Here is a 17,057-nt window from a genome sequence, read left to right as displayed (position 1 = left end):
AGACGAACAACTTCAAAGGTTTATTGCAAGATAATAAGAGGGGAATCCGATTGTAATCATTAATTATATGAAATATATCACGTAGAAATTGTGGTATACTAGGTGAAGATTGTCATTTTCTAGAATGATGATAATCTTGATAGCCAAATGTGGATACGACGCTCGCTTAGACGATATGTCTTGTGGGCATTATTTTTGTTTGTCTAGGACTTACATAGGTTACTATATATTCGTTCATGATGTGAATGAATAAGCTATCCCTACAAAAGGAGGATACTCTTGATGATTTCTTTGCATCAAGTGAGCAAAACATTTGTTACATCAAATAGTCATTTTCAAGCCATAGATTCTGTATCGCTTCAAGTGGGAGCAGGAGAAATATATGGCATCATCGGCAGTAGTGGAGCAGGGAAATCCACGCTCTTGCGAATGATGAATTTACTGGAAAGACCTGACGAAGGTACGGTGATCGTAGATGGTCAGGAACTGACAGCGATGACCGATAAGCAGCTTCGTGAAGCACGTAGATCGATGGGGATGATCTTTCAATCTTTCAATCTGGTTAATAATCGGACGGTAAGTGGGAATGTCGCGATTCCTCTCGAAATGACTGGATTACCGAAGAAGGAGCGCTTAGAAAGAGTTCGAGAATACTTGGACTTTGTCGGATTACTGGATAAGTCAGATGAATATCCATCCCGTCTAAGTGGGGGCCAGAAACAACGGGTAGCCATCGCTAGAGCGCTAGTCACTCGCCCGAAGGTACTGTTGTGCGATGAGCCGACATCCTCTCTAGATCCGCAAACGACGGCAGGAATTCTGGATGTTCTGAAACATATCAACTGTAATTTCGGAGTTACCGTCGTAATTGTAACCCATGAAATGGATGTAGTTACGAATATGTGCTCTACGGTATCGTTGATGGAGAACGGTGGTTTGGTCCGAACGTTCACGGCGGAGCTAGGGCATGGTATTTCACCCGATGATATTCTGAGCATGACTGAGGCACAAACAGGGAATAAAGTGAGGGAGACTCATGTTTGACTACATCATGCAATTTCAGTCTGAGATATGGCACGCGATTGGTGAGACTTTTGTCATGGTTGGAATTTCGATTGCTGCAGCCATATTATTAGGACTTCCAGTAGGGACATTATTATACTTGTGCAGAAAAGGTCAGTTGTATGAGAATCGTGTCTTGTTCGCTATTATGAATATTGTAGTTAATATTGTCCGATCGTTCCCTTTTCTACTACTTGTAGTGTTCCTCATTCCGTTTACGCGATTTGTTGTAGGAACAGCGTTAGGAACACTTGCAGCTTCTGTACCCTTATCCATTATGGCGATTGCTTATTATTCCAGATTAGTGGAACAGTCACTCTTGGAGGTTCCCAAAGGTGTTATAGAAGCAGCTACCTCAATGGGAGCATCGACGTTACAGGTCATCGTCAAGTTTCTGTACGTTGAAGCACGTTCAGGTCTCATGCTGGGATTAACCACATCTACGATTAGTTTCATCTCGTATTCAACGGTGATGGGAATCGTAGGTGGGGGTGGAATTGGAGATTTCGCGATCCGGTATGGATATCAAAGGTTTGAGACAGAGATTATGATATTTACGATCATTATTATGATTATTCTGGTGCAAGCGATACAGTATACGGGTAGCTTTATTTCTAGAGTGTTAGATAAAAGATAATACAGAGTTAAAATAGACAATGGGGGTTTTTGAGTTGATTAGAAATAAATCATTTATGTTGATTGCGGTTGTTGTATTGATGTTAGTTGTGGCTGGATGTGGGAATAAGAACAACAATGACCAGAATCAGGCTGAGGATAAGGCTCAGACTCAAGAAGAAGTAACGTTGAAAGTGGCTACACTTATTCCACCAATGACAGAGGTATTGGATATTGTAAAACCTATGTTAAAAGAAGATGGCATTAATCTTGAAATCGTCGTGCTGTCAGATAACGTTCAACCGAACAATGCCTTAGCTAATAAGGAAGTTGACGCTAACTTTTTTCAGCATGTTCCTTATATGAATCAATACAATGAAGCCAATAAGAGTGAGTTAGTGCCTGTACAACCCATCTATAATGCTATCTATGGTGCATACTCCAAGAAATATAAGAAGATAGAAGAGCTGCCTGAAGGAGCAACGATTGCGATGGCAAATGACCCTTCAAATATCGGACGTTCCCTTGTAATGTTTGAAAAAGGTGGTCTGATCAAGTTAAAAGAAGGTGTAGGTATTAATGCAACACAAGCAGACATTATTGAGAATAAGAAGAATTTCAAATTTCAAGAGGTAGATTTGTTGATGTTGGCTCGTACGTTAGATGATGTGGATCTTGTTGCCATGACGCCAGCCTATGCTAAGCCACTAAACTTGACGCCTAAGAAAGATGCTTTGATTACAGAAGGCGATGATTCTGACTTCGTGATTACGTTAGTAGCTCGTAAAGATAATGTAGATTCAGCACCGATTCAGAAGCTCGCTGAGAGAATGACAAGTCCTGAAGTGAAAAAGTTCTTTGAAGACAATTATGCTGAAATTGCTGTACCTGCATTTAAATAGTTGAAGTTGTAAGGCATAGAGCACGGATCTTCGGATCGGTGCTTTTTTTGTTTTTATTTAAAAGGATTAGAAAAAAAGAGTGCCCCTTGTCATTTCATCAATGACTTTCAGGACACTCCCTTAATTACAACCTATTCATCTAAGATTCTTAAGCCTGTGGCACCGACAATCCTAGTCCTTCGGCTACACGTTGCCCGAATTCAGGATCAGCTTTTAACAAGTGACCGATTTGGCGAATCTTGATTTCATCCTTATCTACAGGCATCATAGCACCAACATAGTTCCGAACAAGACGCGTACGTTCATCTTCGCTCATTAGACGGTACAAGTCACCGGCTTGTGTATAATGATCATCTTGATCATAAGCTACGCTGGCTGCTTGCCCAGATACTTCGAATTCAGCTGGTTTATGTTGAGGTACTTCTGTAGCCCCACCATAGCTATTGGGTTCATAATATACAGCACTTCCACCATTGTTATCAGGACGCATTTGTCCATCACGTTGATTGTTGTTTACTTTGGCAGCATAAGGGCAGTTGATTGGCAACGCATTATGGTTGGCACCAACACGATAACGATGTGCATCTCCGTAAGCGAACAAACGGCCTTGTAGCATTTTATCTGGAGAAGCTTCGATGCCAGGCACAAATGATCCAGGAGTGAACGTTGCTTGCTCCACTTCAGCGAAATAGTTCTCAGGATTGCGATCTAGTACCATCCGACCCACTTCGATCAGAGGGTAGTCTTTCTGGGACCACACTTTAGTAACATCAAATGGATCGAAGCGATACGTATCAGCATCTTCTAATGGCATAATCTGAACATGCAGATTCCAGACTGGGAAATCTCCTTGGTCTATGGCATTAAATAAATCTTCTGTATGATAATCAGGATTCTCACCTGCAAGTTTAGCAGCTAGATCGACATCAAGATTCTGAATACCTTGTGCTGTTTTGAAATGATATTTCACCCATACCGCTTGACCTTCAGTATTAACCCACTTATAAGTATGACTACCGAATCCATGCATATGTCTTAGTGTTGCAGGAATACCTCGATCGGACATGAGAATGGTGACTTGGTGTAATGATTCCGGTGATAAAGACCAGAAATCCCATACCGCATTTGGACTCTTCAAATGAGTCTGTGGATGACGTTTCTGTGTGTGAATGAAATCAGGGAATTTAATCGCATCACGGATGAAGAATACCGGTGTGTTGTTTCCTACTAAGTCATAGTTACCTTCTTCTGTGTAGAACTTGAGAGCGAATCCGCGTGGGTCACGAACAGTGTCAGCAGACCCAAGTTCACCAGCGACCGTGGAGAAGCGAGCGAACATAGGTGTACGTTTGCCTACGGTATTAAGAAAGGCAGCTTTAGTATATTGAGATAAGTCATTGGTCACTTCGAAATAACCATGAGCTCCGGCACCCTTAGCATGAACGACACGTTCTGGAACACGTTCCCGATTGAAATGAGCCAATTTCTCTAGGAGATGAACATCTTGAATTAATACCGGACCACGAGGCCCTGCGGTCATAGAATTCTGGTTGTCTCCGACAGGAGCACCCCAACTGGTAGTAAGATTGTTGTTATTGTTAGTCATAATAATGAAATCACCTCATAAAATAATTTGTATAAGTATATGATAACAACTTTTAAAATATAATCAATACTTATTTATAATTATTATAAATAAGCGGTCTATATGTAGTTTTAGGTTCATCCTAAAACCCAGCATGCAACAGTAACCGCAACAGCAACAGCAACAGCAACAGTAACGGCAACAGCAACAAGAGCAACAGCCACCGTCACCGTCACAGGAACAGCAACTCAATCAAGTTCCACAAACTCACGTAATTATGGAGCATTCACAATAGGTCGGCCCCACACGTTCTGTTAACAATGATTGAAGCACTAATCTTACTCGTGATCGGTTACTGGTCGAATTACCTGGAATAACTCCTGTTAATAATCTAATAATCCACTATTTAACTATGCAACTGGAAATTCTACCGTTAATTCATTCGATTCTCGGCTATTGTTGCTTAAATGCTCGAACTAGATGGAGAATAACGTATCTTCGTATCGTCGTAGCAACCTATCATCATACCGTCGTAGCGGTACCAAACACCGCGGTTTCTCTAAGATGTTGAGTCTAGTCATACCGGATCCATACGATATAAAAAAAGAAAACCGAACGGCTCTTAAAGAGTCGTTCGGTTGTTTGGTGCAGACCATAATGATTCGATTTCTTCCAGCGTCTTGCCCTTTGTCTCGGGAATCACACGCCAAGTGAAAAGGAAGGCAATCAAGGACATGCCGCCGAAAATCCAGAATGTAATTCCAGGTCCAATGGAATCAAGCATCGGTGGAAAGGATTGCGATACGATATAATCAGCCACCCATAATGCCATGGAAGCAATGGCTGTAGCTTTACCACGAATTCGGTTCGGGAAGATCTCCGACATGATTACCCATACGACAGGCCCAAGCGATACGGCAAAGGAAGCGACGTAGAGTAATATGAAGATGAGAACCAAAGGTCCTGAGGTATGACCTGTTTGAAAAGCAGCACCTATAACAATGAGACAGATCATCATCGAAGCTGATCCAACTAATAGCAGTGCTTTACGTCCGACTTTATCAATAAGCCATATGGCCAGAATCGTGAATAGGAAATTGACTAACCCGACAAGAATCGTCTGAGTTAATGCAGCATTTGTACCTGCGCCCGTTGCCTTAAATATCTCCGGTGCGTAATACATGACCGCATTAATTCCTGTTACTTGTTGTAAGACTGCAATCACAACACCTACAATGAGTGCAATACGTAATCCTGGTTTGAACAATTGACGAATAGAGCCACTTTCTTGCTCGAAAGATTTCTTGATATCGATAACTTCTTTTTTCGCTAATTCTTCCCCATGAATACGTAATAGAGCAGGTAACGCTTCAGCGGGTCTTCCTTGTTTAATGAGCCATCTAGGGCTTTCAGGAACGAAGAAGAGGAGAACAAGAAATAGTAATCCTGGAATAGCGCCTACACCGAACATCCAACGCCAAGCCGTAGTGATCCCCCAAGCCGCATCCCCAGAATTTGAGATCCATAAATTAATGAAATAGGTTAAAAAGATACCTGTTACGGTAGCGAGTTGGTTCAACGCGACTAGACGACCGCGATATTTAGCAGGAGCTATTTCAGCATTATACAGTGGGCATAAGGTAGATGTAATCCCTATACCAAGGCCGCCTATAATACGAGCTACTACATAAAGAGAGAACGTATCGGCTAATCCTGAAGCAATAGAACTGATTATAAAAAGGATTGCAGCAGTCATCAGAATTTTTTTGCGACCGAATTTGTCACCTAACATGCCTGATGATGCGGCTCCTACAATACAGCCGATAATTAGACTGGACACAGCCCAACCGACTTGTAACTGACTTAATTGAAAGTGTTGCTCCATGAAACCAATGGCTCCTGAGACAACAGCTGTATCGAATCCAAATAATAATCCACCAAGAGCGGATACAATGGACACTAGAATCACAAATTTCATGCTAATGTGTTCATGGTCTTTCTCTATCGTACTTTCCAAAGGTGTTGACCCCTCTCATTATCCACTAAAAACGATCTCATTGTATCATAGATAACCAAAGTGAAAGGGGGCAAATACCTTCACTTATCTGTGTTCTTACCGCATTTAATTCATACAGCGTATTTATAGTCTTATGACGATGCTGAATTAGCACATTTATGTCTTGGAAACACAAAAAAGTCCATGTCGTAGACATGGACATTACTCAAGATTTCTTCTGATTCCGGAATTCACTTGCGGTTATTCCAGTTACCCTTTTGAATACACGACTGAAATAATTCGGATCGTTATAACCTACTTTGTAGCATACTTCCTTGAGACTTAGACTCTCAGAGCTCATTAGGAGTTTAGCCTTATCGATTCGTAACTTCGTGACATAATCAATGAAATTACTTCCTATTTGTTGTTTGAATATTTTACTGAAATAGTGTGCGTTAAGATGGACGAAGTCTGCCACTTCTTCAAGAGATAAATCCTCTGTATATCTGTCCTGTATATACGCCTGTGCCCGATCGAGGACGGTTATCGTTTGTTGTTCACGTTCCTCTCGAATCTGGTGCAACGCAGATATAACATAGGATTTATGACCTGATTCGGAGATGGAAGAATGGCTCTCCGACTCGGTTGAGTGTATATCCCTTTGCTTCAATTCCTCAAAGTGACAGATATTACTATTGTGTTCGTCATAGGTAGATGCAAATACTGCTTCAAAATAAGACTTGCGAAACCCTTCCGCTCCGCTATGAAGCGTTCCTATCCCGATGGATACGTCGTATTGGAGTTGCTTTTTCGTCAATATGGCGAGTTTCTCTCCATAACGTTTGGATTCTTCCTTCCATAGATCTTCAGGAATGGTAGGGTCCTTTTCTATGAAAATAGCCATGTGACGTTCAATTAATGAACTAACGATACAACTCGATTTATTCGTCTTTGCGAAACTTCGAATGGTATCATATATTTTCTGTTTGTTTTGTTGATGAATATGCTCTGGGAATGCGATCACAATCGCACAGCCTCGATGAAGAGGAAAGTCGAGCCACTCGGATAACTGTTCAGCATCCGTATCTAATGTCTGGTCGACCATAAACATTAAAGAAAGTTCATTCTCAACTAACGGGAGTAGCTGGGATACTTTATGTCTAAGTTCTAGTTCGTCCGTACGTCGTTTCTTCTCTAGGGTTAGCTCGGAGACAAGTTCTTCAAGCACGCTAATCACTTGATCTCGTTTGGCTGGTTTGAGAAGATACTCTTTCACACCAAGCGTCAGAGCTTCTTTAGCATAGGCAAAGTAATCGTAAGCTGTGACTAGGACGAACTTCGTATCGGGTAGTTTTCCTTTAATTTCTCGTATGGCAGTTAAGCCCTGGATGCCTGGCATATTAATATCCATCATCACGATATGTGGCCGATGTTCTTCCGCTCGTTCAATAGCTGTTCGGCCATTATCCGCATGAATGATCTGAAATGTATCTGGCATCATGCGCTGAATGATCCATTCTAGTCCTTCACGTTCCAATGCTTCGTCATCCGCGATCAATATCCGATACATGCTGGGATTCTTCCTCTTTTCTAGTGGGAATTAGGATGGTAACCGTTGTTCCATATCCTAGTGTGCTATCTATGTTCACCAGATCATGTCGTCCGTAGAATAACTGCAGACGTTTGAACACATTTCGTGTACCCAGACCGGTGGAATGTTCTTTCTCAGTACTTGCTTCCATGCGAAGTAAGGATTGTCTTGTTGCTTCGCTCATCCCGCACCCATTATCCGTTATGGTAATGCGTACCCCTTCAGGCACTTTACCTATTTCGAGACGAATGAGGGCATCCTGTTCCATCTCTTGGATTCCGTGTATGAAAGCATTCTCGACTAAGGGTTGAAGCGTTAATGAAGGAATAGATTCTTGTAACGTTGTTTCATCAATATCTAACTCGAATGAAACGCGGTCTCGAAAACGTGCTTGTTGAATCGTGAAATATTCTTGGACCATGGCTAACTCATCTTGGAGTGTGACGGGTTGGTCTAGATTTCGCAAATTATATCGTAGCAGATTCGACATGGACACAATCAGATCGCTTGTCTTCTCAGCGCCTTCAATCAAGGCCAATCGGGAGAGAACATTTAACGTGTTGAAAAGAAAGTGTGGGTTCATCTGATTCTGTAGAGCTTGTAACTCCAATTCTTTCACAAGTTTCTCTTGTTGGATGTTCTCTTTATCTTTCTCTATAAATACCAATAGATCACTCGTCATTTGTTCGAAAGCACCGGATAGAATTCCTAGCTCGTCATTGGAACGTGGCACAAGAGGTTGGACGTGAAGATTACCTTTGGCAATTCTTCTAGCCATACCTACGAGTTGGCTGACCGGGATCGTGATGCTTCGAGAGATCCAGTATGCGAGCACGATACTAATGAGTGTATTAATAACAAATAGGGTTGAACCCAAGTGATTCAGGCGGTTATTTTCTTGTTCAATTTCTTGATATATGCTTTGGTAGAAGCTAATCTCTGAATCGACAAGCCGTCCTGCTCCTTCACGGATGAAGCTTGTCGTCTCCTCTGCATCCGCATAATGGGCAAGTGCCGTACGCGTGATATGATCTTCATCTGCTGTAATGGCGTCTGCTGTCTGCTCCATTAGTGTCTCTAACATATGGACATAACTTATCATATCCGAAGGTGCGAGAGAGGGGCTTGTGATATTCGAGAGTTGATCATGTATATTCTGTAAGTTCTTCTGTTCTTGTTGGAGTTCAACCTGGCTACCCTCTTCAGTATGGATCAAATGGTGATAAAGCAACCTAAGATTACGATCTGCTGTCTGAGAAGATTGTTTATACAGCAAGATTCGTTCCATCATGATGTCGTAGCTTTGTTGAACGGTTTTTCCACTTTGGAACAGAAAGTAGGTGACTACATTGACGAGTAGTACGAGCAAGGGAATAAATAGAAGTAGTTTTTTTCGAATCGTCATGGGCACGAGACCTCTTTAGGAATACCAGGTGAAGGACGGTCTAATATTGTAATCGCTGTGAAATGGTGTTGTTGTACAGTCTTGTTCTGAAAATAGTCATGGATTAACGATATTGCATCGTATCCCATGCGATTCGGCTGCTGTACAATGGTCGATTCAATCTTACACTGCGCGATCCCTTTCTGCGTCTCGTCTAAATCGTCAAAAGCAAAGATATGAATATCTTGTAGCTTCGCACGTTGTGTGGCATCTAAGATACCTAATCCATCGAGAGAGCTGAGACCGACCATATAGCGTACTTCAGGATGATTAGTCAGAATAGTCTCTGCTTGGTCTGCCGCTTGAAGACGAGAAATATTAGAGGATCTCACATCAACAATCGTAAATCTGTCAACTTCATTAATGACGGAGCGGAACCCCTCTAGGCGTTGTTGCTGATTGTCTGCTGACTCGTTGCCAATCAATACACCAATGCTTGCTTGTCTTCCTGTCGCTTGAACGACAAGGTCCCCCATCCTTTTCCCTGCCTCGAAGTTATCTGTCCCTACATAAGACAACCTGGAACTGTTAGGTTCATCCGTATCGATCGTGATTACGGGAATACCTTGATTCGTAGCGGTCATAATTAATGAACGATATATGGGATCATGGATACCTTGAATTAGAATGGCATCGGCTTTGGTAGCGATGGCTTTCTTGAATAGTGTGATTTGTTCATCTGGATGGATTCGAAATGGCCCACTGTACTCCAGATTGATATGGTATTGCTCAGCGGCTTCTCGCGCTCCTTCTTCAATAGAACGCCAGTAAGGATTGTCCAATTCCTGAGAGATTAACACGACGTGCCGACGGAGCGGATCAGCATTCTTCGATGTAGATCCCAAGGGTTCAATCATGTCACGAATACGAAGCATAGAGAACAAGAAACTAAGCATCAATGTAACAAATATGGTAAATAGGATCACTATACTAAGATTCCATTTCCTGTTAGACATGCTGCAACTCCTTAGATTCTTCTTAGTATGGACATTATACAAGAAACATGAGGTAAACCCAAAAGTGAACTTATCCCAGGTTTTCCCTATATAGACCAAATGATTGGAGATAAGATTTATATAGCATTCTTCAATGCGAATTTTAGTAGATTTATACATGAATATTGGAAGATTGAAAGAGAGATTAGAGGGTTTTTTAGCGAAAAAAACAACAAAATGTCGGTTTGAAGCAATTTTTAAAATTTAAAATAAAAAGCCTAGCGTATATCGTTAAATAAATGTGTATTTTTTCCTGAATCTACTCTATTATAGTATTGTAACTCTAAAAAAGTTATAAAATATTACATTGAAGGGAATGAAATGCTTCATGGAAATGAGTTTCAAGAGCAAGTTTCATAAAGTTATGGCATCGTCGTTGACATTAAGTTTGCTTCTTTTACCTGTCGGAGGCGTTTATGCTTCAGCAGCTGCATCAGACGATTCGTCTCTTAAATTGAGAATTATGGAGACAACAGACATTCATACGAACATCATGTCTTATGATTATTATAAAAGTGCTGTTGCACCAACAGTAGGGCTTGCTAGAACGGCAACTGTCGTAAAAGAGGCTCGGGTAGAGAATCCTAACACATTCTTAGTAGATAATGGTGACTTAATTCAAGGAACACCACTTGGGACTTACAAAGCACTTGTAGAACCTATCAAAAAAGGTGAAGTTCATACCGTATATAAAGCTATGAATCTTATGGGATATGATGTAGCAACATTCGGTAATCATGAGTTTAACTACGGTCTAGATTACTTAGATAATGCAATCAAACAAGCTAACTTTCCTTATATTAATGCTAACGTATATATAGACGACAAAGATAAGAATCCAGACAACGATGTAAATCGTTACGAGCCTTACAAGATTATGACTAAGACATTCAAAGATGAAGCGGGTAAAGAACAAACATTAAAAATAGGTGTTCTAGGTCTAGTAACTCCTCAAATTACAGAATGGGATAAGGTAAACCTTGAGGGCAAAGTTATTACTAAGGATATCGTAGCTACAGCTGTGAAATTCGTTCCTGAGATGAGAGCAAAAGGTGCAGATATTGTTATCGTTATGTCTCACACTGGGTTCAATGGTAGTGCACAAGCCAATGTAAATGCAGAAGATGCTGTTCTTCCTTTAAGTAAGGTCCCAGGAATCGATGCCATTACATTCTCTCATACTCATAAAGTATTCCCTGCTGCGAACGAAAAAGCTTTGGATAATCTATTCAAAGATAGCACTGGAAAATTGTTACCAGGTGTAGATAATGCCAAGGGAACAATTAATGGTGTCGCTGCCGTTCAAGCGGGCTATGGTGGTGCTAACCTAGGTCTTATTGATCTGTCTTTAGAGAAAAAAGATGGTAAATGGTCTGTGAAATCTACACAATCATCGACAAAAGCTATTTATGATGCTGTTGCTAAGAAATCGACAGTAGAACCTGATCAAGCGATTGTTGCTGCAGTAACTGCAGATCATGAAGCAACCATTAAATACGCAAACAGTCCAATCGGTACAACAACTTCAGCGATTCACAGTTACTTCGCTCTTGTACAGGATGATCCGTCCGTACAGATCGTAACTAATGCTCAAAAAGCATATGTAAGTGACTATATTAAGAAGAACCTTCCTAAATATGTAGATACTCCGATTCTGTCTGTTGGAGCTCCGTTCAAAGCAGGACGTAATGGAGTAGAAGAGTACACAGATATTGCAAAAGGTCCATTAGCTATTAAGAGCGCTGGAGATCTTTATTTGTACGATAATACACTTAAAGCGATCCTTGTGAAGGGATCCGTTGTTAAAGAATGGTTGGAAATGTCAGCAGGTAAATTCAATCAGATCGATCCTACAAGTAAAGAAGAACAAGAGTTATTAGATTCTTCTTTCGCAGTGTTTAACTTCGACATTATTGATGGTGTAACCTATCAAGTAGATGTAACTAAACCAGCGAAGTACAAAGCAGATGGAACTATGAATGATGAGAAATCAAGCCGTATCGTTAATCTTCAATATAACGGTAAAGCTGTGACTGCCGATCAAGAGTTTGTAGTTATTACTAACAACTATCGTGCAAGCGGTGGTGGTAACTTCCCAGGCGTGAAAGGTAGCACTTATATTATTGATAGCCCAGATGAGAATCGCCAAATTCTGATGGATTATATCTCAGCAAACAAAGAAATTAATCCTTCAATTGATAACAACTGGTCCATTGCTCCGATTACAGGTGAAGTGAACGTTACATTTACTTCTTCGCCAAAAGCGGAATCCTATGCTAAGTTAACAGACAATATCAAGTATTTGAACAAAACAGATGATAAAGGATTCGGAGTATTCTCCATTGATTTAAGCAAGACAAGTATTACACCAACACAACCAACAACACCAGAAGTAACACCAACACAACCAACAACACCAGTAGTTCAAGTACAATTTAAAGATGTACCTTCGGATCATTGGGCTTATGAGTATATCAGTGATCTAGCAACGAAGAAGATTGCTGCTGGTAAAACGGTAGATACATTTGCTCCTAGTGCAACTGTTACTCGTGCTGAATTTGCAAGCTTACTTGTAAAAGCACTTGGTCTAAAAGCTACAGGTGCAGCAACATTTAAAGATGTACCTGCAAGTAGTTGGTATGCATCGTCAGTGAATGCTGCATTTGAGAATGGATTAATTAAGGGTATAAGTGCTGATAAATTCGAGCCAACACAAAATATCACACGTGAACAAATGGCTGTCATGGCTAAACGTGCGTTAGATCTTAAGTCTGGCAAGACTGTACAAGCGACTACATTAACTAGTTTTACAGATAACAGTGAGATTACTGAATCTGCTAAAGCAGACATTAGTGTTCTTGTAGAGCTTGGAATCATGAAGGGTCACGATAGTGGCGCATTCGCACCTAAAGGAATCTCAACACGTGCAGAAGCTGCTAAAGTCATCGATCTTATTATTACATTGAAATAATAAGAGTAACGCATTGGATAGAATTCATGTCAATGAATAGCAAGAATTTTTTCTAAGCAAGGCGTTCAAGTATCTTAAGATACGTTGAACGCCTTGCTTTTTTACGTGAATGTAAGGAAGCACAACGCGTCCGAGCCTTATTTCATGAAATGTATTTAAAAGAGCCTGTACATTGCAGCCTGAGTTTGCGGAGTGTTTGACTTGATCGTCGAGATCTGAGATGCAGATTCAGATTCAGATGTTAGGTCTTTAAATTGCTGAGGGCCACACTCACGTCCTCCCCTTCCGATACTCCCTTGGTGACACATGAGACACCTTCTTAAAGGTTTTGCCGAAATGCGAGAAGTTATCGAAGCCACATTGCATAGCGATTTCAGAAATGGGTAATGTTGACTCTCGGAGAAGTCTCTGAGCTTCTGTTATTCGGGTTAAGTTTATGTAGCTGCTATAGGTGAATCCGGTGGTTTCTTTAAAGATACGGCTCAGATAAAATGGGCTGATGTAGAAATGTTGTGCAACATCAGATAAGGATAGTGGATCCGCTAGATGATCATTCAGATATCGAGCAATGTCCGCTATTTTGCGGCGAATGGGAGTCTCATTCTCATGTGTGAGGTACTTATTATGCTGACTCTGTCGATGAGCATGAAGTAGTAATTCAACCATTTGATGCCGAAATAAGAGAGAGCTGCTGGGTTGTAACTGAGTTAACTCGCGCTTCATCTTTTCAATGGTATCTGTTACATAACGACTCTCGTATAGGGGGAGTCGGAGAACGGGAATATCCCACTTAAAGGGTTCATCTAGAATATGAATCCATTCGGGATATAGCTGTTCTAGAACGCTGCGATGCAAATAAATGACGATGCGTTCATGATCAGGAATGCCCACATCAGATGTTTTGTGAACAGCATGGCGGTCGATAAATACGAGATCTCCAGCTACAATACGATAGCTTCGATCTTTAATGAAATAGAATCGTTCTCCTGATATTAAGTAATAGAGCTCATAATGATCATGGATATGATCATCATGCATGGTAAAGTGTCCGACTCTACGATCGTATTCAATTTCTATCGCTTGATTGGGGTCACGGAACGTTAAATGGTAAGGCAGGTTCAATACAATCACCTCTAATTAAATTATAGCAAGAATTGCGGGGTATTAGAAATATTAGTCATATTTTGAGGAGTAAACCGTGCTTGATTGCGCTATTCTTGATGTAATACAAAGAGGAGGCGGTTACATTGAGTCACAAGAAACGGTATGTATTGGTAGGTACTGGAGGAAGAGCGGAATTCTTCTATGCTGCATTAGCACAACATTATCATGAGACTTCAGAGTTGGTCGCCTTTTGCGATACGAATCAGACTCGTATGGACTATGCGAATCGATTGTTGAAGGAGAAGTATGATTATCCTGAGGTTCACACGTATACTGCAGATCAGTTCGTTCTGATGATTCATACAGAGCAACCCGATGCGGTTATTGTAACTAGCGTAGATCGTACTCATCACACCTATATTATTCGGGCAATGGAGCTTGGTTGTGATGTGGTAACGGAGAAACCTATGACCGTTGATGAAGAGAAGTGCCAGGAGATTCTAGACACGGTCAAAGAGACAGGACGGAATGTGCGAGTAACATTTAACTATCGTTATGCGCCACATCATACGAAGCTGAAGGAATTAATTATGGATGATGTGATTGGAAATATTCATTCTGTGCATTTCGAGTGGTTGCTTAATACGCAACATGGAGCAGATTATTTCCGTCGCTGGCATCGCGATAAACGTAATAGTGGAGGATTACTTGTTCACAAGTCAACGCATCATTTCGATCTTGTGAATTTCTGGATCGGATCTCAACCTGAGACGGTGTTTGCCTTCGGAGATTTGATGTTCTACGGTAAAGAAAATGCTGAGAAACGTGGCGTAACGAAGTTCTATGAACGAGCTACGGGTAATGAGATAGCTAAGGATGATCCATTTGCTCTTCAACTAGATGATAATGAACATTTAAAGGCCATGTATTTGGATGCAGAACATGAAGATGGATATCGTCGTGACCAAAGTGTGTTCGGGGATGGGATTAGTATTGAGGATACAATGGGTGTGTTAGTTCGTTATAAGAATAAGGCGATTCTGACCTATTCACTTGTTGCTTATCAGCCTTGGGAAGGATACCGGATTGTTTTTAATGGGAGCAAAGGGCGCATGGAGGTAAATGTCGTTGAGAAATCTTATGTAAACTCCGGTGGAGATAAAGCATTAGAGGGTGCTTTGCAAGGTAAGTCAATCCGCGTATTTCCGATGTTCGATGAACCTTTTGACGTTGAAGTAGAAGAGAAGGAAGGTGGACACGGAGGGGGAGATCCGGTATTACTTAATGATATTTTCGGGAATCCAGAGCCAGATAAGTTCAATCGTGCTGCCAATCATATGGATGGTGCGAGGTCGATCTTAACTGGAATTGCCGCTAACCAAGCGATCCGTACCGGACTTCCTGTTCGAGTAGATAGCTTAGTGAAGTTCTAAAATAGTCTAAAACAGAGGAGAAGCCACCTATACTAGGGGGCTTCTTTTGGCTTCCTCCATTTGGTAGAATGTAGTCATTACGTTATGATAGATAGAATGCACTAAAGCTATATTACTAGAACCCAAGGAGGAACATCATGGTAGAAGCAAACAGTCAAAAGGTTAAATGGGGCATCTTAGGTACAGGTTGGATCGCTGATCAGTTCGCTAAAGATCTAGCTCATGTAAGTAATGGTGAATGTTTAGCTGTTGGGTCGCGAACCGTTGAAAGCGCTAATACTTTTGCTGAACGATACAGTATCCCACGGGTTTATGGAAGTTATGATGAATTAGTTCATGATCCAGAGGTAGATGTGATATACGTGGCTACGCCACATCCTTTTCACAGAGAGAATGTCATGCAATGTCTACGGGCGGGTAAAGCCGTTCTATGTGAGAAGCCTTTTACAGTTAATAGTGGTGAGTTAGAAGAGATCGTAAGTTATGCGAAGGAACACAAGGTATTCCTAATGGAGGCCATGTGGACACGCTTCTTACCTCCAATCGTCAAGGTGAGAGAGTGGTTAAAGGAACAACGCATTGGGGACGTAAGGCTAGTGAATGCTGAGTTTGGTTTCCGTACGGGATGGGAGCCAGAGTCCAGACTACTTAATCCGGCTCTAGGTGGAGGAGCACTGCTCGACGCAGGCATCTATCCTGTCTCTTTCGCTTCTATGATATTTGGAGCTGAGCCTAAGACGGTATCTAGCTTTGCGCATATCGGCGAGACAGGTGTAGACGAAGAGTTCTCCATGTTATTATCCTATGAATCTGGACAAAGAGCGATGTTGAATGGAGCAGTTCGCTTGGACCTCCCGAATGATGCCTTTATCCATGGAACAGAAGGATATATCCACATTCCACACTTTTTGAACGCACAATCAGCCACACTGTATGTGGGTGGAGAAGAAGTGGAGAAGTTCACGGATGATCGTGAATGTACAGGGTATGCTTTTGAAGCAGAGGAAGTGGGCAGATGCCTACTTGAAGGTCTTACAGAGAGTCCAACTATTACACTGGATGAATCTCGTAACATTATGAAACTACTTGATCAGGTCCGCAGTCAATGGGGCTTGAAATATCCGTTTGAGAAATAAATATCATAGGATCCTACATGAGACATTTGAACCTTTATTAAAGGGTTTGAATGTCTTTTTTTGTTTAGTTATTTCCAATTGTGACTATTTATACTGAAGGGAAGGCGACTTGTCTGATATAATCCTATCCTATTATATGAAATGCATGACTTCAGAAGGATACAGAGAGCTTCGTAGAATTCATTAGGAATGGGGGGACTCTGATTAGAAATTAGATGATAGC

12 protein-coding genes are annotated in these 17,057 nt (G+C 41.2%); 6 read left to right on the top strand and 6 right to left on the bottom strand.

Translation table 11 applies throughout. The annotated features are described in order from the left end of the window. The first annotated feature begins 282 nt into the window (after window positions 1–282). From AC1D69_RS14855 to AC1D69_RS14845, 3 genes are read left to right on the top strand one after another with little or no spacing between them, the layout of a single operon-like run. A complete protein-coding gene (locus AC1D69_RS14855) occupies window positions 283–1,044 on the top strand; it encodes a methionine ABC transporter ATP-binding protein (RefSeq protein ID WP_495456930.1) in 762 nt (253 codons plus the stop codon). After that, window positions 1,037–1,699 carry a methionine ABC transporter permease gene (locus AC1D69_RS14850; protein WP_495456929.1) on the top strand — a complete coding sequence of 221 codons (663 nt, stop codon included), beginning with the start codon at window positions 1,037–1,039 and terminating at the stop codon, window positions 1,697–1,699. The genes AC1D69_RS14855 and AC1D69_RS14850 overlap by 8 nt, the downstream gene beginning before the upstream one ends. A 55-nt stretch (window positions 1,700–1,754) precedes the next feature. After that, window positions 1,755–2,579: a MetQ/NlpA family ABC transporter substrate-binding protein gene (locus AC1D69_RS14845; protein ID WP_495457121.1), complete on the top strand. Its 825-nt coding sequence runs from the start codon at window positions 1,755–1,757 to the stop codon at window positions 2,577–2,579. Window positions 2,580–2,727: 148 nt separating this feature from the next. Here the strand turns inward: AC1D69_RS14845 and katA are convergent, their stop codons facing one another. The 5 genes from katA to AC1D69_RS14820 form a co-directional block, all read right to left on the bottom strand. Beyond that, window positions 2,728–4,185: a catalase KatA gene (gene katA / locus AC1D69_RS14840; protein ID WP_495456928.1), complete on the bottom strand. Its 1,458-nt coding sequence runs from the start codon at window positions 4,183–4,185 to the stop codon at window positions 2,728–2,730. 601 nt (window positions 4,186–4,786) lie between these two features. After that, window positions 4,787–6,142 (bottom strand): sugar porter family MFS transporter, encoded by a 1,356-nt coding sequence (locus tag AC1D69_RS14835; protein ID WP_495457120.1) that lies wholly within the window; start codon window positions 6,140–6,142, stop codon window positions 4,787–4,789. A 244-nt stretch (window positions 6,143–6,386) separates the two neighbouring features. After that, the gene (locus tag AC1D69_RS14830; RefSeq protein WP_495456927.1) at window positions 6,387–7,730 is read right to left on the bottom strand and encodes a response regulator; all 1,344 of its coding nucleotides are present in this window, start codon (window positions 7,728–7,730) and stop codon (window positions 6,387–6,389) included. Continuing rightward, entirely contained in the window at window positions 7,705–9,156 is a 1,452-nt protein-coding gene (locus tag AC1D69_RS14825) for a sensor histidine kinase (RefSeq protein ID WP_495456926.1), read from the bottom strand. The genes AC1D69_RS14830 and AC1D69_RS14825 overlap by 26 nt, the downstream gene beginning before the upstream one ends. After that, window positions 9,153–10,151 carry a substrate-binding domain-containing protein gene (locus AC1D69_RS14820; RefSeq protein WP_495456925.1) on the bottom strand — a complete coding sequence of 333 codons (999 nt, stop codon included), beginning with the start codon at window positions 10,149–10,151 and terminating at the stop codon, window positions 9,153–9,155. Before AC1D69_RS14820 ends, AC1D69_RS14825 begins: the two co-directional genes overlap by 4 nt. A gap of 367 nt (window positions 10,152–10,518) precedes the next feature. Here AC1D69_RS14820 and AC1D69_RS14815 point away from each other — a divergent pair, with 367 nt between their 5' ends. Then, window positions 10,519–13,161, top strand: coding sequence for a bifunctional 2',3'-cyclic-nucleotide 2'-phosphodiesterase/3'-nucleotidase (locus AC1D69_RS14815; protein ID WP_495456924.1), 2,643 nt, complete (start codon window positions 10,519–10,521; stop codon window positions 13,159–13,161). 270 nt (window positions 13,162–13,431) lie between these two features. On the opposite strand, the gene AC1D69_RS14810 is transcribed toward AC1D69_RS14815, so the two are convergent. Then, window positions 13,432–14,283, bottom strand: a complete 852-nt coding sequence (locus AC1D69_RS14810) for a helix-turn-helix transcriptional regulator (RefSeq protein ID WP_495456923.1) — start codon at window positions 14,281–14,283, stop codon at window positions 13,432–13,434. A 125-nt stretch (window positions 14,284–14,408) separates the two neighbouring features. On the opposite strand from AC1D69_RS14810, the gene AC1D69_RS14805 reads away from it, so the two are divergent. Then, window positions 14,409–15,698 (top strand): Gfo/Idh/MocA family protein, encoded by a 1,290-nt coding sequence (locus AC1D69_RS14805; protein ID WP_495456922.1) that lies wholly within the window; start codon window positions 14,409–14,411, stop codon window positions 15,696–15,698. Window positions 15,699–15,835: 137 nt separating this feature from the next. Further along, entirely contained in the window at window positions 15,836–16,834 is a 999-nt protein-coding gene (locus tag AC1D69_RS14800) for a Gfo/Idh/MocA family protein (RefSeq protein WP_495456921.1), read from the top strand. The last annotated feature ends 223 nt before the right edge of the window (window positions 16,835–17,057 follow it).

It is taken from the genome of Paenibacillus sp. Y301 (assembly GCF_059445505.1).
The sequence above is the reverse complement of the archived record's forward strand: the minus strand, read 5'-3'. Positions and strand labels throughout refer to the sequence as shown.

Bases quoted from the DNA above. Each gene is read 5' to 3' on its own strand.
- AC1D69_RS14855 (WP_495456930.1), top strand. From the start codon at position 283: ATGATTTCTTTGCATCAAGTGAGCAAAACATTTGTTACATCAAATAGT.
- AC1D69_RS14850 (WP_495456929.1), top strand. From the start codon at position 1,037: ATGTTTGACTACATCATGCAATTTCAGTCTGAGATATGGCACGCGATT.
- AC1D69_RS14845 (WP_495457121.1), top strand. From the start codon at position 1,755: ATGTTGATTGCGGTTGTTGTATTGATGTTAGTTGTGGCTGGATGTGGG.
- katA (WP_495456928.1), bottom strand. From the start codon at position 4,185: ATGACTAACAATAACAACAATCTTACTACCAGTTGGGGTGCTCCTGTC.
- AC1D69_RS14835 (WP_495457120.1), bottom strand. From the start codon at position 6,142: ATGAAATTTGTGATTCTAGTGTCCATTGTATCCGCTCTTGGTGGATTA.
- AC1D69_RS14830 (WP_495456927.1), bottom strand. From the start codon at position 7,730: ATGTATCGGATATTGATCGCGGATGACGAAGCATTGGAACGTGAAGGA.
- AC1D69_RS14825 (WP_495456926.1), bottom strand. From the start codon at position 9,156: ATGACGATTCGAAAAAAACTACTTCTATTTATTCCCTTGCTCGTACTA.
- AC1D69_RS14820 (WP_495456925.1), bottom strand. From the start codon at position 10,151: ATGTCTAACAGGAAATGGAATCTTAGTATAGTGATCCTATTTACCATA.
- AC1D69_RS14815 (WP_495456924.1), top strand. From the start codon at position 10,519: ATGGAAATGAGTTTCAAGAGCAAGTTTCATAAAGTTATGGCATCGTCG.
- AC1D69_RS14800 (WP_495456921.1), top strand. From the start codon at position 15,836: ATGGTAGAAGCAAACAGTCAAAAGGTTAAATGGGGCATCTTAGGTACA.